The 17,642-nt window shown below is 74.2% G+C and carries 18 protein-coding genes; 10 read left to right on the top strand and 8 right to left on the bottom strand.

Annotated elements, in window-relative coordinates; all coding sequences use genetic code 11:
• Positions 1 to 12: 12 nt before the first annotated feature.
• The 5 genes from Ae505Ps2_RS18770 to Ae505Ps2_RS18750 all read left to right on the top strand — a co-directional run bounded on the left by Ae505Ps2_RS18770 (position 13) and on the right by Ae505Ps2_RS18750 (position 5,025).
• A complete protein-coding gene (locus Ae505Ps2_RS18770; protein ID WP_075553821.1) occupies positions 13 to 1,062 on the top strand; it encodes an ABC transporter ATP-binding protein in 1,050 nt (349 codons plus the stop codon).
• Complete coding sequence (locus tag Ae505Ps2_RS18765; protein ID WP_020622351.1) at positions 1,059 to 1,865, top strand: ABC transporter permease; 807 nt, start codon at positions 1,059 to 1,061, stop codon at positions 1,863 to 1,865. The genes Ae505Ps2_RS18770 and Ae505Ps2_RS18765 overlap by 4 nt, the downstream gene beginning before the upstream one ends.
• Before the next feature lie 55 nt (positions 1,866 to 1,920).
• A complete protein-coding gene (locus tag Ae505Ps2_RS18760; RefSeq protein ID WP_226359235.1) occupies positions 1,921 to 2,892 on the top strand; it encodes a glycine betaine ABC transporter substrate-binding protein in 972 nt (323 codons plus the stop codon).
• Positions 2,893 to 3,084: 192 nt separating this feature from the next.
• Positions 3,085 to 4,059: a glycine betaine ABC transporter substrate-binding protein gene (locus tag Ae505Ps2_RS18755; protein WP_075553820.1), complete on the top strand. Its 975-nt coding sequence runs from the start codon at positions 3,085 to 3,087 to the stop codon at positions 4,057 to 4,059.
• 3 nt (positions 4,060 to 4,062) lie between these two features.
• Positions 4,063 to 5,025 (top strand): ATP-dependent DNA ligase, encoded by a 963-nt coding sequence (locus tag Ae505Ps2_RS18750; protein WP_075553819.1) that lies wholly within the window; start codon positions 4,063 to 4,065, stop codon positions 5,023 to 5,025.
• Here the strand turns inward: Ae505Ps2_RS18750 and Ae505Ps2_RS18745 are convergent, their stop codons facing one another.
• Together Ae505Ps2_RS18745 and ligD are read right to left on the bottom strand one after the other, a co-directional pair.
• The gene (locus tag Ae505Ps2_RS18745; RefSeq protein ID WP_075305685.1) at positions 5,026 to 5,220 is read right to left on the bottom strand and encodes a hypothetical protein; all 195 of its coding nucleotides are present in this window, start codon (positions 5,218 to 5,220) and stop codon (positions 5,026 to 5,028) included. It lies immediately after the preceding gene.
• 92 nt (positions 5,221 to 5,312) lie between these two features.
• A complete protein-coding gene (ligD, locus tag Ae505Ps2_RS18740) occupies positions 5,313 to 6,317 on the bottom strand; it encodes a non-homologous end-joining DNA ligase (RefSeq protein ID WP_075334212.1) in 1,005 nt (334 codons plus the stop codon).
• 56 nt (positions 6,318 to 6,373) lie between these two features.
• On the opposite strand from ligD, the gene Ae505Ps2_RS18735 reads away from it, so the two are divergent.
• On the top strand, positions 6,374 to 6,655 hold the full coding sequence (locus Ae505Ps2_RS18735) for a hypothetical protein (protein WP_075305684.1): 282 nt from the start codon (positions 6,374 to 6,376) through the stop codon (positions 6,653 to 6,655).
• Positions 6,656 to 6,715: 60 nt separating this feature from the next.
• Positions 6,716 to 7,168: a peptide-methionine (R)-S-oxide reductase MsrB gene (msrB, locus tag Ae505Ps2_RS18730; protein ID WP_020625557.1), complete on the top strand. Its 453-nt coding sequence runs from the start codon at positions 6,716 to 6,718 to the stop codon at positions 7,166 to 7,168.
• 40 nt (positions 7,169 to 7,208) lie between these two features.
• On the opposite strand, the gene hemQ is transcribed toward msrB, so the two are convergent.
• From hemQ to hemE, 3 genes are read right to left on the bottom strand one after another with little or no spacing between them, the layout of a single operon-like run.
• Positions 7,209 to 7,904: a hydrogen peroxide-dependent heme synthase gene (hemQ, locus tag Ae505Ps2_RS18725; protein WP_043280124.1), complete on the bottom strand. Its 696-nt coding sequence runs from the start codon at positions 7,902 to 7,904 to the stop codon at positions 7,209 to 7,211.
• A 33-nt stretch (positions 7,905 to 7,937) separates the two neighbouring features.
• The gene (gene hemG, locus Ae505Ps2_RS18720) at positions 7,938 to 9,416 is read right to left on the bottom strand and encodes a protoporphyrinogen oxidase (protein ID WP_075333221.1); all 1,479 of its coding nucleotides are present in this window, start codon (positions 9,414 to 9,416) and stop codon (positions 7,938 to 7,940) included.
• Positions 9,413 to 10,507 carry a uroporphyrinogen decarboxylase gene (gene hemE / locus Ae505Ps2_RS18715; protein WP_075305682.1) on the bottom strand — a complete coding sequence of 365 codons (1,095 nt, stop codon included), beginning with the start codon at positions 10,505 to 10,507 and terminating at the stop codon, positions 9,413 to 9,415. The genes hemG and hemE overlap by 4 nt, the downstream gene beginning before the upstream one ends.
• A 95-nt stretch (positions 10,508 to 10,602) precedes the next feature.
• Between hemE and Ae505Ps2_RS18710 the strand changes: the two genes are divergently transcribed.
• The 3 genes from Ae505Ps2_RS18710 (at position 10,603) to Ae505Ps2_RS18700 (ending at position 13,470) form a co-directional block, all read left to right on the top strand.
• Positions 10,603 to 11,223 (top strand): DUF3000 domain-containing protein, encoded by a 621-nt coding sequence (locus tag Ae505Ps2_RS18710; protein ID WP_043280122.1) that lies wholly within the window; start codon positions 10,603 to 10,605, stop codon positions 11,221 to 11,223.
• Between the two features lie 325 nt (positions 11,224 to 11,548).
• A complete protein-coding gene (locus tag Ae505Ps2_RS18705) occupies positions 11,549 to 12,202 on the top strand; it encodes a response regulator transcription factor (protein ID WP_033199956.1) in 654 nt (217 codons plus the stop codon).
• Between the two features lie 86 nt (positions 12,203 to 12,288).
• On the top strand, positions 12,289 to 13,470 hold the full coding sequence (locus Ae505Ps2_RS18700) for a ribonuclease D (RefSeq protein ID WP_249265391.1): 1,182 nt from the start codon (positions 12,289 to 12,291) through the stop codon (positions 13,468 to 13,470).
• Positions 13,471 to 13,494: 24 nt separating this feature from the next.
• On the opposite strand, the gene Ae505Ps2_RS18695 is transcribed toward Ae505Ps2_RS18700, so the two are convergent.
• Genes Ae505Ps2_RS18695 through dxs form a run of 3 tightly spaced genes read right to left on the bottom strand, consistent with a single transcriptional unit; the run spans position 13,495 to position 17,283 of the window.
• Positions 13,495 to 14,661 (bottom strand): HAMP domain-containing sensor histidine kinase, encoded by a 1,167-nt coding sequence (locus Ae505Ps2_RS18695; protein ID WP_233147499.1) that lies wholly within the window; start codon positions 14,659 to 14,661, stop codon positions 13,495 to 13,497.
• 4 nt (positions 14,662 to 14,665) lie between these two features.
• Positions 14,666 to 15,343 (bottom strand): response regulator transcription factor, encoded by a 678-nt coding sequence (locus Ae505Ps2_RS18690; protein ID WP_075554271.1) that lies wholly within the window; start codon positions 15,341 to 15,343, stop codon positions 14,666 to 14,668.
• Positions 15,343 to 17,283 carry a 1-deoxy-D-xylulose-5-phosphate synthase gene (gene dxs / locus Ae505Ps2_RS18685; RefSeq protein ID WP_020624028.1) on the bottom strand — a complete coding sequence of 647 codons (1,941 nt, stop codon included), beginning with the start codon at positions 17,281 to 17,283 and terminating at the stop codon, positions 15,343 to 15,345. Before dxs ends, Ae505Ps2_RS18690 begins: the two co-directional genes overlap by 1 nt.
• Positions 17,284 to 17,642: the final 359 nt, after the last annotated feature.

The following is a 17,642-nucleotide window of genomic DNA, read 5'->3' as shown; positions in this document are numbered from 1 at the left end:
TCCGGCAAGCCGATGATCGCTCTCGAAGGCATCAGCAAGACCTATCCGAAGTCCACCACCCCGGCCGTGCAGGAACTCGACCTGCAGGTGCCCGAGGGCAGCATCTCGATGTTCATCGGGCCGTCCGGCTGCGGCAAGACGACCACGCTCAAGATGATGAACCGGCTCATCGAGCCCACCACCGGTCGCATCCTGCTCGACGGCGACGACGTCACCGACGTCAACGCCGACGAGCTGCGCCGCCGCATCGGCTACGTCATCCAGCAGGTCGGCCTGTTCCCGCACTTCACGATCGGTGACAACATCGCCGTCGTCCCGAAGATCCTCGGGTGGGACCGCAACCGGATCGCCGCCCGGGTCGACGAGCTCCTGCACCTGGTCGGGTTGGAGCCCAAGGACTACCGCGACCGCTACCCCCGCCAGCTCTCCGGCGGCCAGCAGCAGCGTGTCGGCGTCGCCCGCGGACTCGCCGCGGACCCCTCGGTGATGCTGATGGACGAGCCGGTCGGCGCCATCGACCCGATCACCCGCGAGCGCATCCAGGACGAGTTCCTGGAGCTGCAGCAGATCGCCAAGACCATCTGCTTCGTCACCCACGACCTCACCGAGGCGGTCAAGCTCGGCGACCGGATCGCGGTGTTCGGGCCTGGCGGCACGCTGCAGCAGTACGACACCCCCGACATGATCCTGACGCACCCGGCCAACGAGTTCGTCGCCGAGTTCGTCGGCGCCGGTGCCGCGGTCCGGCGGCTGTCGCTGCTGGAGCTGTCCCGCCTGGAGCTGCAGCCGGTCGACCTCGACGGCACCGCCGCCAGCAACGGCTCCCCCACCTACGAGGCCGACGCGCAGGGCCGCCCGGTGCGCTGGGCCTACCTGCCGGGCACCGCCGACCTGCCCAAGCTGGTGACGGTACCGCGCACCGGGACCGTCTACGACGCCGTCGACGTCATGCTCGACTCCCAGACCGAGCTGGTCGGGGTGGTCGACGAGCAGCAGAAGCTGCAGGGCGCGCTGTGGTGGCGCGACCTGGTCGAGGGCCTCACGACGAAGGCCGGTTCGTGAGCGCCCCCGCCGCCGAGGAGACCGGCGCCGGCGCGCCGTCCGGGTCGTCCTCGGCCGAGCCGGTCGTCCGCCGGACCCGGCGGCTGGACCGGTCGCTCATCGTCAACCCGCTCATCGCCGTCGTCGGTGTGGTGCTGGTGCTGCTCTACGCCGCCTCCCAGGGCCTCGACGACGTCGAGGCCTCGGTGATCAACGCGAGCTCGCTCGGGGAGCGGCTCGGGGAGCACCTGGTGCTGACCGGGCTGTCCACCCTCGTCGTGATCATCGTGGCGATCCCGGCCGGCATCGCGATCAGCCGCCCGTCCGCCCACCGGATCCAGCGCCCGATCCTGGCGTTCACCGGGTTCATGCAGGCCCTGCCCGCGTTCGGCGTGATCGTCCTGCTCGCGTTCTCCCCGCTCGGGCTGGGCCTGCCCACCGCCGTCGTCGCGCTGGCACTGGCCGCGCTGCTGCCGGTGCTCACCAACACCGTCGTCGGGCTCCAGCAGGTCGACAAGGCGCTGATCGAGGCGTCCCGCGGCATCGGGATGTCGGCGCGGCAGACGCTGCTGCGGGTCGAGCTGCCGCTGGCGACACCGGTCATGGTCGCCGGCGTCCGCGTCGCGCTCGTGCTGAACGTCGGCACCGCGGCCCTGGCGACCTACGTCGGCGCCGGCGGTCTCGGCGAGCCGATCAAGGGGATGCTGGAGCTCGGCCGCCCCACCGGAACCCTCGTCGCCGCGACCATCGTCGCCGCGCTGGCCCTGATCGTGGACTGGCTCGCCGGTCTCGCCGAGTACGCCGTCCGCCGCAACGCCGGCTGACGCGGGCCCCCGCTCGCCCCCGAATCCCCGCAGTACCGCATTCCCTGGAGGACACGTGAAGTTCGGACGATCCCGGCGTCTCGCCCTGACGGCGATGGCCGCCGCGGCGGCGCTCGCCCTGGCGGGCTGTGGCGGCCTGAGCGGCAGCGGCCCGTCGGCCTCCGGCGGCTCGCTGGCCCAGGCCGGCGACCTGAGCGGACAGAACTACGTCGTCGGCGGCAAGAACTTCGACGAGCAGCTGGTGCTCTGCCAGATCACGGTCGCCGCGCTCGAGTCGGCCGGCGGCAACGTCACCGACCGCTGCAACACCGGTGGCACCGACGTCACCCGCCAGGCGCTGCTGGCCGGGGACATCAACATCTACTGGGAGTACACCGGTACCGCCTGGGCGTCCTTCTTCAAGGAGACCCGCCGGATCACCGACGACAACGAGCTCTACAACCTCGTCGCCCAGCGCGACCTGGAGCAGAACAAGATCCAGTGGCTGGACAAGGCCAACTTCAACAACACCTACGCCTTCGCCATGACCGAGGCGAAGTCCCAGGAGCTCGGCATCACGACGCTGTCGCAGATGGCCGACTACATCAAGTCGGGCCGGGCACCGGCGGGTTCGATGTGCGTCGAGACCGAGTACAACTCCCGTGACGACGGCCTGCGCGGCCTGGAGAAGACCTACGGCTTCACCGCCCAGAACCCGCAGGTGCTCGCCACCGGCGTGATCTACCAGGCCACCGCGGACAACAAGTGCCTGTTCGGCGAGGTCTTCACCACCGACGGCCGCATCCCCGGCCTGAAGCTCAAGGTCCTCGACGACGACAAGCGCTACCACGTCACCTACAACGCGGCACCGACCATCCGGGCCGACGTCTACAACGCCAACCCCGCCGTCCGGCAGGTGCTGGCGCCGATCGCCCAGGCCCTGGACTACAACACCATCCTGGACCTGAACGGCAAGGTGTCCTCCTTCGGCCAGAACGAACGCGACGTCGCGCGTGAGTGGCTGACCCAGAAGGGCTTCATCGGCTGAGGTGTCCCCCGGTACGCCCGCCGCGACCCCGCCCCGGATCCACCGGGTGCGGGGTCGCGGTGTCCCGGGGTCGCGGTGTCCCGGTGTCGCGGTGTCGCGGGTCGATCACCGTGCGCGCGTGAACGTTGCGCCGGGGGACGGTTCGTGATCGGCTGACCGGACCATGCCCTCCCGGCGAACCAGGACGATCCCGTGAGCCCCTTCCTCGGCCGCAGGCTGCGGACGCTGGTCCCGGCCCTGCTCGCCGTCGCGCTGCTGGTGGGCGGTTGCACCGGCCTGGCCGGCGGCGGGCCACGGGCGTCGGCCGGGTCGCTCGCCCCCGGCGTCGACCTGTCCGGGCGGACCTACGTCGTGGGGTCGAAGAACTTCGACGAGCAGCAGATCCTGTGCCAGATCTCGATCGCGGCGCTGGAGTCCGCCGGGGCCTCGGTGACCGACCGGTGCAACATCGGCGGGTCCGACGCCACCCGGCAGGCGCTGCTGTCCGGGGACATCTCCACCTATTGGGAGTACACCGGCACGGCATGGGCGTCGTACCTGCGCGAGACCCGCACCCTGCCCGACGACCAGGTCCTCGCCGAGCTGCGCCGGCGCGACCGTGTGCAGAACGGCGTGGTGTGGCTGGACCGTGCCCGGTTCGACAACACGTACTCCTTCGTCGTCGACGGGGCGCCGGCCGCCCGGCTGAACCTGAACACGATCAGCGACATGGCCGCCTACGTCCGCTCCGGCCAGCCCGGCGACGTCTGCGTCGAGACCGAGTACGCCTCCCGCGCCGACGGCCTCGCCGGGCTCCAGCGCGCCTACGGTTTCGAGCTGCCCGGCGAGCGGCGCAAGACCCTCGACCAGGGCGTCATCTTCCAGTCGACGGCCGACGGCGTCTGCCTGTTCGGCGAGGTCGCCGCCACCGACGGCCGCATCCCGGCGCTGGGCCTGAAGGTGCTCACCGACGACCGCGGCTACCACATCACCTACAGCGCGGTCCCGGTCTTCCGGGCCGACGTGTTCGACCGGGCCCCGCAGGTCGCCGACCTGTTCGCCCCGATCACCACGGCCCTGGACCAGCAGACCGTGCAGCAGCTCAACGGCCGGGTCTCCGCAGGCGGGCAGAGCCCCCGTGACGTCGCGCGGGCCTGGCTGGCCGAGCGCGGGTTCATCGGGAGCTGAGCCGTGGCGCGCCGGCAGGTCGACGAGGTCCGCGACGGGGTGGAGCTCACCAGCCTCGACGCCGAGGCCTTCGACGGCGCCGGCGTCACCAAGCGGGCCCTGCTCGACCACCTCGACGCCGTCGCCGACCTGCTGCTGCCCGCGCTGGCCGACCGGCCCCTGTCGGTGGTGCGGGCCCGCCCCGGCCAGGCGCCTTTCATGCAGAAGAACCTCCCGCGCGGGGCTCCGGACTGGATCCCGACCGTCGACGTGTGGGCGGAGTCGTCGCAGCGCACCGTGCACTACCCGCTCTGCCACGACCGCCGCACGCTGCTGTGGTTCGGCAACCAGCGCGCCGTCGAGTTCCACCCGACCCTCGTGCCGCACGGCGCGACGACCACCGGCGAGCTCGTGATCGACCTCGACCCGCCCGACGGCGCGGGGTTCGACCGCGGCGTCGCGGCCGCGCACCCGGTCCGGGCGGCGCTGGCCGAGCTGGGCCTCGCCGCCGCGGTCAAGACCAGCGGTGCGACCGGCCTGCACCTGGTGGTCCCGCTGTCCGAGCAGCTCCCGATCGACGACGCGTTCGCCGCGACCCGCGCGGTGTGCGCCCGCGCCGCGGCGCTGGCCCCCGACGTCGCGACGACCGCGTTCATCCGGGACGACCGCGGCGGGCGGGTCTTCCTCGACCCGACCCGGGCGGGCGGGGCCACCCTCGCCGCGCCCTACAGCCCGCGGGCCCGCCCCGGCCTGCCCGTGTCGTTCCCCCTCACCTGGGACGAGCTGGACGGGGCCTCGCCCGCCGACTTCACGGTGGGCACCGTGGCCGGTCTGCTCGACGGGCGCCCGACCTGGTCGGAGCTGCGGCCCGCACCCGCGTCCCTGCCGGAGGTGCTGCTCACCGAGGGCCGGGCGATCCCGGTGCCGCGGGTCGCGGCCATGCACGAGGGGAAGCGCCGCAAGCGCGCCCGCGAACGCGACGGGTGATCACTCGTCGACGTCGTCGCGGGCGCTCCGGTAGAGCCAGCGGTCGGCGTCGGCGAGCGGTCCGATCAGCACGTAGCCCCTGGGGCCCCCGCCGGGGTCGGACAGCTCGATCGTCCGCGGCGGACGGCCGGTGGCGTCGGGGTCGATGCGCACCTGCTCGCCCGCGTAGGGACCGTCGTCCAGGACCGCGTACATGGCAGGGGATTCTGCCACCGCGCCCGGCCCCCGGGCCGGTGCGCCGACCCGGCCCCGGTGATCTGGACGGTCGTCGGCGTGGCCGCAGTGGGCTACTGCTTGCGTGCCCGGCTGGGCTGCACCCGCAGCGGCTCGCCGGGCATCTTCGGGTACTCCGGCGGGTAGGGCAAGTCCCCCAGGCCGCGCTCGGCCTCGTCCTCGGCGTACCACTCCAGCGCCCTCGCGCAGCTCCCCCGCTCGTCGGCCATCCCGGCGTGCGGGTCCCCGTGGCGTTCCAGCAGACCGGGCACGGTGCGCAGGGTGAACGCCGCGGGGTCGACCTCGCCGAGGTCGTCCCAGGTGACCGGCATGGAGACGGTCGCGGCGGGCAGGCCGCGCACCGACCAGGCCGAGGCGATGGTGCGGTCACGGGCCGCCTGGTTGTAGTCGAGGAACACCCGCTCGCCGCGTTCCTCCTTCCACCAGTCCACCGTGGCCAGCTCCGGGATCCCCCGACAGACGCGCCGGGCGATCGCGATGACGGCGTGCCGGACCTGCACGAAGTCCCACTCGGGCCGGATCGGGCAGGCGACGTGCACGCCCCGCCCACCGGAGGTCTTGGCCCACCCGGTCAGTCCGGCCTCGGTGAGGACCTCGCGCAGCGTCTGCGCGACGACGACGGCGTCGCCGAAGTCGGTGCCCGGCTGCGGGTCGAGGTCGATGCGCAGCTCGTCGGGGTGGTCGGTGTCGGCGCAGCGGACCGGCCACGGGTGGAAGTCGAGGGTGTTGAGGTTGGCCGCCCAGGCGATCGTCGCCGGCTCGGTGATCGACACCGACTCGGCGGTGCGGCCGCTGGGGAAGGTCACCGTGCAGGTCCGCACCCAGTCCGGGGCGCCCTTCGGGACGCGTTTGACGAAGAACGGCTCGCCGTCCACTCCGGAGTTGAACCGCTTCAGGTTGGTGGGGCGGTCGCGCAGCGCGGACGCCATCGGCTCCCCCACCGCGACGTAGTACTCGACCACCTCGCGCTTGGTGATCCCGAGCTCGCCGAACACCACCTTGTCCGGGCTGGTCAGGCGGACCTCACGCGGCCCGTCCGGCCCGTCGACCTGCAGCATCACGACCTCACGGCTCGCCACCCGGCGAACCTACCCCCGGTGACTATCGTGTGCCCATGAGTTCCGACCGGTCCCCCCGGTTCGACGACGACCTGCTGGGCCTCGACCCGGAGGACCCGGAGGCGCGGGAGTTCGCCGCGCACCTGGACCGCATGCAGCGGCTGCCGTCGTGCTCGGTGGAGGGCTACATCCGCGGTGTCGGGGACTTCGCGGAGTCGGCGAACCGGCTGCGGGGCCCCCGGCGGGCCGCCGCGGTCGCGGTGACGGTGCTGTTGCTGCTCGTCGCGGCGTGGGTCATCGCGAACGCGGCCGGGTTCGTGGTCGCCACCTGGGTCTGACGAGCTACCCGGGTCCGACGACCGGCGGCGCACGACCGATCAACGGGTTACCGTGGATGCATGGGTCTGTTCAGCCGCAACACCACCGCCTCCGGGTCCGAGCTCCCGGCCCCGAAGGTGCAGAAGTCCGACGAGGAGTGGCGGGCCCAGCTGAGCCCGGCCGAGTACCAGGTGCTCCGCAAGGCCGGGACCGAGCGCCCGTTCACCGGTGAGTACACCGACACGACCACCACCGGCGTCTACCGCTGCCGGGCCTGCGGGGCGGAGCTGTTCCGCAGCGACTCGAAGTTCGCGTCGCACTGCGGGTGGCCGTCGTTCTTCACCCCGCTCGCGGGCGACGCCGTCATCGAGCGGGTCGACTCCAGCCTGGGCATGACGCGCACCGAGGTGCTGTGCGCGAACTGCCACGGCCACCTCGGCCACGTGTTCGAGGGCGAGGGCTACGGCACCCCGACCGACCTGCGCTACTGCATCAATTCCGTGTCGCTGACCCTGGAGCCCACCGAGGGCTGACACCGGTGCGGGGCCGTCGCGCGACGGCCCCGCACCCGGCTCACGGCAGGGACGCGACGAGGTCGCCGACCTCGACCCGCGGGCCGGTGTAGAACGGGATCTCCTCGCGCACGTGGCGGCGGGCCTCGGTGCCGCGCAGGTGCCGCATGAGGTCGACGATGCGGTACAGCTCGTCGGCCTCGAAGGCGAGGATCCACTCGTAGTCGCCGAGGGCGAAGGCCGGGACGGTGTTGGCGCGCACGTCCGGGTAGTCGCGGGCCTCCATGCCGTGGTCGGCCAGCATCTTCCGGCGCTCGGCGTCGGGCAGCAGGTACCACTCGTAGGACCGGACGAACGGGTAGACGCAGACGTAGCGCTTCGGGTCCTCGCCGGCCATGAACGCCGGGACGTGGCTCTTGTTGAACTCCGCCGGGCGGTGCAGCGCGGTCTGGCTCCAGACCGGCACGCTGGCCCGGCCGAGCGCGGTGGTGCGGCGCAGGTCGGAGTAGGCGGCCTGCAGCGACTCGATCTCCGAGGCGTGCCACCAGATCATGTAGTCGGCGTCGTGCCGCACACCGGCGAGGTCGTACACGCCGCGGACGGCGACGTCCTTGTTCGCGAGCGCGTCGAGGTACTCGGTGGCCTCGCGGGCGGCGGGGGCACGGTCGTCGCCGAGGCGGCCGGGCTCGACCCGGAAGACCGACCACATGGTGTAGCGGATGGTGTCGTTGATCGCTTTGACGTCCACGCGGGCCATGTCGGGCATGGTACGCGGCCGGTGAGGGTGCCCTCAGCGACCGGTCGGTGCGGGGGGCAGGGCCGCGGCGACCCGCTCGGCGGCGGACCGCGCGGTCGCCACACAGGCGGGGACACCGACCCCGTGCAGCATCGACCCGGCGACCTCCAGGCCCCCGACGGCGGCGACGGCCGACTCCAGCGCGTCGACGACCGCGCCGTGGCCGACCCCGTACTGCGGCAGACCGCCGCCCCAGCGCTGCACGAACGACGCGACCGGGACGGCGTCGACGCCGTCGAGGACGGCCAGGTCGGCGCGGACGCGGTCGACGAGCTCGGCGTCGTCGACCTGCAGGCTCGCCTCCTCCCCGAACCGGCCGATCGAGGCCCGGATCCGGACCAGACCGTCCGCACCGAGGTGGGCCCACTTCGTCGACGCGTGGGTGACGCCCTTGACCGACAGCGGCTCGTCCGCGGCGACCAGACAGCCGGAGGTGCCGGGCAGTCCGGCGACGTCGGCCGCCCGGTAGGCGAGCGCGACGACCGCGGAGGAGGCCAGCTCGATCCGCCCGGCCGCCGCGGCCGCGGCCGGTACGACCGGCTCCAGCAGCCGGCGGGCGGCGGGCGCGGGGACGGCGAGGACGACGGCGTCGACGTCGAGTGCCTCGGGCTGCGGGACCGGGCCGAGAGCCAGCCGCCAGCCGCCGGGGCGGCGCTGCAGCTCCCGCACGGTGACACCGGTCCGCACCCGGGCCGCCGACGCGGCGACGAGTGCGGCGGTCATCTCGCGGTAGCCCCCGCGCACGGCACCGAAGACCGGTCCGGCGGCCACCGGCTGTGGCACCGCGGCGGGGTCGGCCCCGGAGCCCCCAGCGGCCGGCGTCCCGGCGGCGAGGGTGCCGCTGCGCTGGCCGGACGCGGCCATCCCGGTACTGGCCGCCTCGGTGAGCGAGCCGGCCCCCGCGTCGAGCGCGGCGGCGAGCGCCGGGACCGTGGCGCGCAGGCCGAGCCGGTCGACCCGGCCGGCGTAGACACCGCCCAGCAGCGGGTCGGCGATCCGGTCGACGACCTCCGGGCCGAACCGACGGCGCAGCAGCGCCCCGAGCGCGACGTCGATGCCGGGCTCCCACTCCAGCGGCGTGGACGGCTCGGCGGCGACCGCGGCCCGTCCGGCGTCGGACAGCACTCCCCCGAGGTCGGCGTCCCGGCCGGGTACGCCCATCAGGGTGCCGCGGGGCAGGCCGACGGTGCGGCCCCCGGCGCGGATCGTCGCCGTCGCCGCGGTGGGGTGGGTGAGCGCGCCCGCCAGCCCGATCTCGGCGAGCAGTGCGGGGACCTCGGGGCGGCGGGCGAGGAAGGCCTCGGCGCCGACGTCGAACGGCGCGCCCGCGAGGTCCACGGTGCGGAGCACCCCGCCGAGCCGGTCACGCTGCTCCAGCACGACGATCTCGGCCGACGGGCCGAGCAGCGTCCGCAGCCGGTGCGCGCACGCCAGCCCGGAGACACCGCCGCCGACGACGGCGACGCGGGTCATCGCGCCGGACGCTCGCCCGTCGGCCCGGACACGGGCTGGGCGTGCACCGTCTCGACGGTCCGGGTGATCACGTCCGGGTCGGTCGCCGGCAGCACACCGTGGCCGAGGTTGAACACGTGCCCGCGGGTGCGGGCGCCCTCGGCCGCGATCCGCACGACCTCGGCGTCGACGGCGTCCTGGCCGGCGAACAGCACGGCCGGGTCGAGGTTGCCCTGCACGGGCACCGCTCCCCCGGCACGGCGAGCCGCGACGTCGAGCGGGGTCCGCCAGTCGACGCCGATCACGTCGGCGCCGGCCTCGGTCATCGCGCCCAGGAGCTCCGCGGTGCCGACCCCGAAGTGGATCCGCGGCACCCCGGCCCCGGCGAGCGCACCGAGCACGGCGGCGGAGTGCGGCAGCACGAACTCGCGGTAGTCGCGCTCGGAGAGCGCGCCCGCCCAGGAGTCGAAGAGCTGGACCGCGTCCACCCCGGCGGCGACCTGCTGCTGCAGGAACGTGCCGGTGAGCACGGCGAGCTTGCCGAGCAGGGAGTGCCAGACCTCGGGGGCGGAGCGCATGAGGGACTTGGTCCGCTCGTGGTTGCGGCTCGGGCCGCCCTCGATGAGGTAGGAGGCGAGGGTGAACGGGGCGCCCGCGAACCCGATCAGCGGGACCCGGCCCAGCTCGGGCAGCAGCAGACCGATCGCCTCGGTGACGCGCGTCACCTGCTCCGGCGCCAGCTCGGGCAGGGCCGCGACGTCGGCGGCGGTGCGGACCGGCGAGTCCACGACGGGGCCGGTGCCCGGAACGATGTCGATCCCGATGCCCGCCAGGTGCAGCGGCACCACGATGTCGGAGAACAGGATGGCCGCGTCCATGTCGTGACGGCGGACCGGCTGCAGGGTGATCTCGCAGGTCAGATCCGGGGTGAGGCACGCCTCGAGCATCTCGTTGTCCCGGCGCAGGGCCCGGTACTCCGGCAGCGAGCGACCCGCCTGACGCATGAACCAGACCGGCAGCCGCGACGGCGTCGCGCCGCGCACTGCATCGAGGAACGGAGCGCCCGCGAGGTCGCGGCGGGCGGGGGGCGCGGAGACGATGCCTGCAGTCATGACCCCCGGATGATCCCACGCGGACGGGGCCGGTACTCGGGCGCCCCGGCGCGCCTGCCAGGTACGACCGGTATCGCACCCTAGAGTCCGACGCCGTGCCGGACCCGAACTCACCACCACCAGCAGCGTTCCGCAGCGCGGTCCGCTCGCTCGCGTCGGTCCGACCGCGCCCCGAGCTCGTGGTGCGGCCGCTCGAGGCCCCGCCCCGGCTCGCGCCGTACAGCTGGGCGACCAGCGTCGAGGCCGACATCGGGCACCGCGGCGACGGGACCGACGACCTCGACGAGCCGGACACCTCCGGCCGGCTGATCCTGCTCCACGACCCCGAGGGTCAGGAACGCTGGGAGGGCACCTTCCGGCTGGTCTGCTTCGTGCAGGCCCGGCTGGAGCCCGGCCAGCTCGGCGACGACATGCTGCCGCGCATCGGATGGTCCTGGCTGACCGACGCGCTCGACCACGCCGGGGCGGGCTTCACCGCCCTCGGCGGGACCGTCACCCAGACCTCGTCGGTCCGCTTCGGCGGGCTCAGCGCGGACGGTGGCGGCCCCGGCGACGCGCCCCCGCGGGAGGACGACGTCGAGCTGCGCGCCTCCTGGTCCCCCACGGAGAGCGACGGCGATCTGTCCCGACACGCCGTCGCGTTCGCGTCCCTCGTGTCGACCGCCGCGGGCCTGCCGCCGGTCGGCGCAGTGCCGTTGAGCCGATCGCCCGGCTGAACGTCGCAGGTCAGCGGCATGTGTCGGACATCTTTCACCCGGAGGGGTGGGACCGCGCCCACACGCATGTAACTTTCCGAGCCGGAAAGACGAATGCACACCAGACGTTAGGCCGCATGGAGGGATACCATCTCTGCCATGGCACCCGCCCGGGCGGCCGAGCGCCACTCTCCGTCCCTCGGGTTCCGGTGTTGGTCGGGGGCGTACGACCGACTCCAGGAAGGTTGACGACGTGGCTGTACTTGGCCAGCAAGTGCCGGCGCAGAGCTCCGGCAACACCACCCCAGGTGGCGCTCCGATCGGTGGAGCAGTGCTCTCACCTGGGATCGTCCCGCAGCCGCGGGAGGAGCTGTTCACGGTTCTCGTCGTGGACGACCACCCGCTGCTCCGGGAGGCGATCGCCGGGCGGCTGCGCTCCATGGGAGCGGGCACCGTGCACGAGGCCGCCTCGGTGACCGAGGCGCGGGCACGCGCCCACGCGGCGGGCCCCTGCGACCTCGCGATCCTCGATCTGACGCTGCCGGACGGCAGCGGGCTGGACCTGGTCAGCGAGCTCCGCTCGCTCGGCTGGAACCGGCTGGTCGTGCTCGCCTCCTCCGACGACCCGTACGCGGTCCGCTCGGCGTTCCAGGCCGGCGCGCAGGCGTACCTGCTCAAGTCGGCGTCGCCGTCGGTCGTGACCGACGGTGTCAAGCGGGTGCTCGACGGCGGCGTCTACGCCGACCCGACGGTCGCCCCGCTGCTGGCCACCGGGTCCCGCGTGCCGGGCACCGACAACACCCCGCGGGAGCTCTCGGCCCGCGAGGTCGAGGTGCTGCAGCTCGTCGCGGACGGCCAGTCCAACAAGGAGATCGGTGAGGCCCTGAACCTCTCCGCCCTCACGGTGAAGAGCCACCTCTCCCGGATCGGCCGCAAGCTCGGCACCGGCGACCGCGCCCAGATGGTCGCGCTCGCCATGCGCGCGGGGGTCATTCGCTGAATCCCGGGACCGGCGCCGCCGGCGGTACGGACACGACCCGGCCGCCGGTCTCGGCGACTCCGGACGGTTCACCCGATCCGGTACCGCTGCTCCGTCCCGCCGACGGCCTCCCCCCGGTCACCGAGACCCCCGACGACCTCGCCCGCGTGGCGGCGGCGATCGCCGGGGGCAGCGGTCCGGTCGCCGTCGACGCGGAGCGTGCCTCCGGCTTCCGGTACTCCCAGCGCGCCTACCTGGTGCAGCTGCGGCGTGCCGGGGCCGGGTCCGCGCTGGTGGACCCGATCCCGCTGCGCGGCGAGCTGGGGCCGCTCGCCGAGGCCCTCGACGGGCCGGAGTGGGTGCTCCACGCGGCCTCGCAGGACCTCCCGTGCCTGGCCGAGCTGGAGCTGCGCCCGGCGTCGCTGTTCGACACCGAGCTCGCGGGCCGGCTCGCCGGGCTCCCCCGGGTCGGGCTCGGCCCGATGGTGGAGAACCTGCTGGGCCTCGGCCTGGAGAAGGGGCACGGCGCCGCCGACTGGTCGCGTCGCCCGCTGCCCGAGGACTGGCTGGTCTACGCCGCGCTGGACGTCGAGGTCCTCATCGACCTGCGGGACGTCCTGACCCGGATGCTCGACGAGCAGGGCAAGCTGGAGTGGGCCCGCCAGGAGTTCGAGGCGGTCCGCACCGCACCGCCGCCCGCGCCGCGCGCGGAGCCCTGGCGGCGCACCTCCGGCATCCACAAGGTCCGCCGCCCCCGGCCGCTCGCCGCGGTCCGGGAGCTGTGGCTGGCCCGCGACGCGCTCGCGGCCGAGCGCGACATCGCCCCCGGCCGGGTCCTGCCCGACGCCGCGATCGTCGACGCCGCGGTGCGCAACCCCGACTCCCCGCAGGCACTGGCCGAGCTGCCGGTGTTCCGCGGACGCTCCCAGCGCAGGCTGGCCCGGTACTGGTTCGACGCGCTGCGCCGGGCCGCCGAGCTGCCCGAGTCCGAGCTGCCGCGTGGCGCCGCGACCACCGACGGCCCCCCGCCGGTGTCGCGCTGGGCCGACCGGGACCCCGACGCCGCCGCCCGGCTCGCCGCCGCCCGCGCGGCACTGGGCACGGTCTCCGAGCAGCACGACGTGCCGGTGGAGAACCTCCTGCAGCCCGACCTGCTGCGCCGGGTCTGCTGGACCCCGCCCACCGACGGCGACCTCCCGGCCGCCCTGCGCGCCGGCGGTGCCCGCCCGTGGCAGGTCGAGCTCCTGACCCCGGTGCTCGAACCGGCCCTGGCCACCCGCGCCGGCTGAGCCCGGACCGGGCCCGCTCGCCGGTCAGCGGGCCAGCGCCGGGGCGCCGCCCGAGGGCACGGGGACCGTCGTGTCGTCGGGCAGCGCGACGTGCACCGCCAGTCCCCCGCCGGGGACCGCCTCGGCGTGCACGGTGCCGCCGTGCGCGGTCGCGACCGACCGCACGATCGACAGCCCCAGGCCGGATCCGCGGGTGTGGGCGGTACGGGCCACCGGGCCCCGCCGGAACGGCTCGAACAGCTCGGCCACCTTGTCCGGGGCCAGCTCCGGTCCCGACGACGCGACCCGCAGCACGACCTCCGACCCGGGCGTTCGGGTGCCGCAGCCGACCTCGATCCAGCCGCCGTCGCGGTTGTGCCGCACCGCGTTCTCCAGCAGGTTCGCCACCATCCGGCGCAGCAACGGCTCGTTGCCCCGGGTCGTCGCGGGTCGCGGGTCGGTCCGCACCACCAGTCCGCGGACGGCGACATCCCCGGTCACCGCCGCGAGCTCCGCGGCGACGAGCGCGGCCAGGTCCACCGGCACCCGGTCCGAGTCCTGCAACGCTCCCCCGGCCTCGGTACGGGCGAGCAGCAGCAGCCCGCTGACCAACTCGTCGCAGCGACGGCCCGCCTCACGGACCACCCCGGCCATCCGGCGCAGCTCCGCGGCGTCGGCGTCGGGGTCCTGGAGCGTCACGTCGATCTCGGTGCGGAGCACCGCCAGCGGGGTGCGCAGCTCGTGCCCGGCGTTGGCGACGAACCGGGACTGGGCGTCGAACGCGGCCTGCAGCCGGTCGAGCATCGCGTCGACGGCGGCGGCCAGCTCGGCGACCTCGCCGCGGGCCCCGGCGAGTGCCACCCGCTCGTCGAGCGAGCTCGCCGAGAGCCGTGACGTGGTCTCGACGACCCGGCGCAGCGGGTGCAGCACCCGCCCGACCAGCACCCAGGACGCGACCGCACCGGCCGCCACGACCAGGGGGAACGCGATCAGCCCGGCCCGCAGCACCTCGGCGCGCGCCGAGGCGGCGACCGCGTCGCGGGCCGTCTCGGCGGGCACCGCGACCCCGCCCACGAACACCGTCCCGGGCAGCGCCGGGGTGCCCGCGATGACCGCGCCCACCAGCATCCAGCCGAGCAGGAGCAGCAGCGCGGCGACGGCGGCGACGAGCGCCGTCGCGAGCAGCGTCAGCCGCGGCCGGAGGGCGCCCACCGCGTCACGCCGTGGGGGTCCCGTCGGCGGGCACCCGGTACCCGGCACCGACGACGGTGTCGATGAGACCCGGCGCGCCGAGCTTCTTGCGCAGGGTCATGACGGTGACCCGCACCGTGGTCGTGAACGGGTCGGCGTTCTCGTCCCAGACGCGTTCGAGCAGCTCCTCCGACGACACCACGGCACCACCGGCGGCGAGCAGGACCTCCAGCACGCCGAACTCTTTGCGGGTCAGCTCGACCGGGCGCCCGGAGCGCAGCACGGTGCGCCGGGCCGGGTCCAGCACGACGTCACCGGCCCGCAGCGTGGGCGGCACCGCCGGGGTCGCCCGACGGCCGAGCGCCCGGACCCGGGCGACCAGCTCGGGGAAGTCGAACGGCTTGGCCAGGTAGTCGTCGGCGCCGCGGGACAGGCCCTCGACCTTGTCGGCCGGGGTGCCCGACGCGGTCAGCATCAGCACCCGGGTCAGGCCGCCCGCGGCGACGAGCTCGTCGCACAGGTCGTCGCCGCTGCGGCCGGGCAGGTCCCGGTCGAGGACGGCGACGTCGTAGCGGGTCACCGACAGCTTCTCCGAACCCTCGTCGCCGTCGTAGGCGACGTCGACGGCCATCCCGTCCCGGCGAAGGCCGCGCACGACGGCGTCGGCCATCGCCAGCTCGTCCTCGACGACGATAACGCGCATCAGCGGGTGCGCTCCCGCCCGGGAACGGCCCCCTCGGGGGTCGAGGGAACCGCCGCGGCCGCCCACTCGGTGATCCGGCGGGCCATGTCCTGCTCGGTCAGCCCGCAGGTGGCGAGCACGTCGTCGCGGCTGCCGTGCTCCAGGTACTCCTGGGGCAGCGCGAGGTCGCGCTGACGCACGTCGACCTCGGCGGCGCGCAACGCGTCCGACAGCGCGGACCCGAACCCGCCGTGCGTGCCGCAGTCGGAGACGGTGACCACGAGCTGGTGGTCGGCGGCCAGGGTGAGCAGCTCACGCGGGACCGGCAGGACCCACCGCGGGTCGACGACGGTGACGTCGACGCCCTGGTCGGCGAGCCGCCGGGCGACGGCGACGCCGGACTCGGCGAACGGCCCGACGCAGACCAGCAGCACCTGGGAGCGCCCGTCGGACGGCTCGTGCAGCACGTCGACCCCGGCCCCGCCGTCGAGCCGGCGCAGCGCGGGGACCGAGCCGATGACCGAGCCCTTGGGGTAGCGCAGCGCGGTCGGGCCGTCGGTGACCGCGACGGCCTCCCGGAACTCCTCGCGCAGGGTCGTCTCGTCGCGCGGGGCGGCGACCCGCATGCCGGGCACGATGCCCAGCAGCGACAGGTCCCACATCCCGTTGTGCGACGGGCCGTCGCTGCCGGTGACCCCGGAGCGGTCCAGCACCAGCGTGACGCGCTCGCGGTGCAGGCCCACGTCCATCAGCAGCTGGTCGAAGCCCCGGTTGAGGAACGTCGAGTACAGCGCGACGACGGGGTGCCGCCCGGCCCGCGCCAGCCCGGCGGCGGTGGTCAGCGCGTGCTGCTCGGCGATCCCGACGTCGACGATGCGGTCCGGGTGGGCGGCCGCGAACGGGGCGAGACCGGTCGGGCCGAGCATCGCCGCGGTGATCGCGACGACGTCGGTGCGCCGTGTCCCGAGCGCCACCATCTCCTCGGCGAACACGTCGGTCCAGCCGGTCACCGGGGTGCCGGTGGGCAGACCGGTCTCCGGGTCGAACGCGGCCGGGCTGTGCATCTGCTCGGCCTCGTCGTTCTCCGCGGGCGGGTAGCCGTTGCCCTTGCGGGTGACCGTGTGCACGATGACCGGCCCGCCGAAGCGCTTCGCCCGGCGCAGCGCGGACTCGAGCTGGCCGATGTCGTGGCCGTCGACCGGGCCGAAGTACTTGAGCCCCAGGTCGGAGAACAGCTCCTGCGGGGACAGGGCGTCCTTCACCCCGGCCTTGAACGCGTGCAGGCCCGCGTAGAGCGCGGGCCCGACGACGGGGGTGCCGCGGACGGTGCGCTTGCCGGCCTCGAGCACGCGCTCGTAGCCGGGCTGCAGCCGCAGCGACGCGAGCCGGTCCGCCAGCCCGCCGATGGTCGGCGAGTAGGAGCGGCCGTTGTCGTTCACGACGATCACGACGTTGCGGTCCGCACCGGCCGCGATGTTGTTGAGCGCCTCCCAGGCCATGCCGCCGGTCAGCGCACCGTCGCCGATCACCGCGACGACGTGCCGGTCGACCCCGGTCAGCGCGTGCGCGCGGGCGATCCCGTCGGCCCAGGACAGCGACGACGACGCGTGGCTGGACTCCACGTGGTCGTGCTCGGACTCGGCGCGGCTCGGGTAGCCCGACAACCCGCCGGTCTTCTTCAGCCGGTCCCAGCCCTCCTGACGGCCGGTCAGCAGCTTGTGCACGTACGCCTGGTGGCCCGTGTCCCAGATCAGGGTGTCCTGCGGGGACTCGAAGACCCGGTGCAGGGCGATGCTCAGCTCCACCACGCCTAGGTTGGGCCCCAGGTGACCGCCGGTGCGGGACACCGCCTTGATGAGGAACCCCCGGATCTCGGCCGCGAGCGAGGCCAGCTCCTCGGGCCCGAGCCCTCGCAGATCGGCCGGGCGTCGGATCGCCGAGAGTCCCCGGTTCGTCGTCACGTACTGCCTCCTCGCCGCCGGCACCGTTCGGGAGTCCTCCACGGCGGAGAGACCGCAGGGAGGACCGGCATCGACTCGGGGTCCCACTCTACGGACAGGTGGCCGAGGGGACTCGATGGCGCTGCCGGGCGCGGTGGGCGTCGTCACCCGGACGGTGCCCACCGCGTCCCGTGCTGCGACGCGGTACGTGCGCTGTTCTCACCAACCCCAGTTACGCATTGTCGATCTCCTTTCACACTCGAACCACCGTTGGTCGACACAATGAGGTGTTCTCAGTAGCGGGTTGATCATGTCGTGCGGTCGTACTCGGTGTGGAGTAGTACGAGCGCAGCTGCGGTGATCGCGCCGGTGCGCCAGGG

The sequence above is a fragment of the Pseudonocardia sp. Ae505_Ps2 genome (assembly GCF_001932425.1).
Lineage (GTDB): Bacteria > Actinomycetota > Actinomycetes > Mycobacteriales > Pseudonocardiaceae > Pseudonocardia.
The sequence above is the reverse complement of the archived record's forward strand: the minus strand, read 5'-3'. Positions and strand labels throughout refer to the sequence as shown.